Here is a 1,044-nt window from a genome sequence, read left to right as displayed (position 1 = left end):
AAAAATCGCTCTGTTGGAGCGTTGTCCCAACACTGCCCGCGATGACTCATGCTTTGCAATATGTCTCGACGCTTCAGTTCTTCCTGAAACTTGCGGCTGGTGTACTGACAGCCCTGATCCGAATGGAACATCAGTCCCGGAGGACACATTCGAACCTCTATTGCCATGCGTAGCGCCTTGCTGACCAAGTTGGCGTCATTGACCAGCGAAAACGCCCAGCCAATGACGCGGCGAGCAAACAAATCGATCACGATGGCCAGATGAACCCAGCGCTCACCCACCATCAAGCTGGTCACGTCGCCACACCAGACCTGATCGACTGCAGCCGGCTTAAAATTGCGTTTGAGCCGATTGGGCGCGACAAATGCTTCAACGCCTTTGGATCTGAATGGGTGAGGCTGGCGTTGTTTACTGACAATGTTGGCCTCCCTCATTAGCGCTCTGACAAGGCCTCTTCCGATCGCGATGTTTTGGGACTTCAGGTTCTTGCTGATCATTCTGGAACCCATGGCTTCCCGGCTTTCGCTGTGCAGTTCAACCACTTTCAGCTTGAGTTCTTCGCGTCTGATCCGCGGTTTGGCTCGCCGCTGAATCCACTCATAAAAGCTGCTGCGCTTCACATCGAAAACACGACACACAATGGCAGTCGGGAATGACTCTCTTAGTTCCGCAATCATCGAAAACGATCGGGATCCGACATCAAGAGAGCGGTAGCCTTTTTTAAGATCTCGGCTTCCATTTCCATGCGCTTGATCTTGGCCTTTAGTTCCTGGATCTGGCGTTGATCTTCGGTAATCGCCTTAGTGCCTTTAACTGGCTGCCCCTCGCGCTCCTTGCGAACCTGATCGACCCAGCGCCGTAAAGCGGTGGGCCCGATATCCAGCGATGCACAAACGTCTGGAACCGGGCAGTTATCATCAAGCACCATGCTGGCAGCATGCAGCTTGAACTCGCGGGTATAGACCTTTCTTTCGTTCATGGAACCTCCAAGTTGGCGAAATCATATCGCCCTTAAGAGGTGTCCGGAATTATTAGGCCAGTTCA

The 1,044-nt window shown here is 52.9% G+C and carries 2 protein-coding genes; both read right to left on the bottom strand.

What is annotated here, in order from left to right:
• The coding region (locus KGB29_RS26915; RefSeq protein WP_223543685.1) for an IS3 family transposase at positions 1-677 on the bottom strand (677 nt) is incomplete at its 3' end.
• Positions 674-979: an IS3 family transposase gene (locus tag KGB29_RS26910; protein ID WP_008047186.1), complete on the bottom strand. Its 306-nt coding sequence runs from the start codon at positions 977-979 to the stop codon at positions 674-676. The genes KGB29_RS26915 and KGB29_RS26910, both read right to left, overlap by 4 nt.
• Positions 980-1,044: the final 65 nt, after the last annotated feature.

Source organism: Pseudomonas sp. BF-B-30, from assembly GCF_019956305.1.
In the GTDB taxonomy this organism is placed as follows: Bacteria; Pseudomonadota; Gammaproteobacteria; order Pseudomonadales; family Pseudomonadaceae; genus Aquipseudomonas; species Aquipseudomonas jessenii.
Note: the sequence above shows the minus strand (reverse complement) of the source record. Positions and strands in the feature narration are given on the sequence as shown.

Excerpts from the sequence above, each read along its gene's own strand:
- KGB29_RS26910 (WP_008047186.1), bottom strand. The coding sequence starts at position 979 with ATGAACGAAAGAAAGGTCTATACCCGCGAGTTCAAGCTGCATGCTGCC.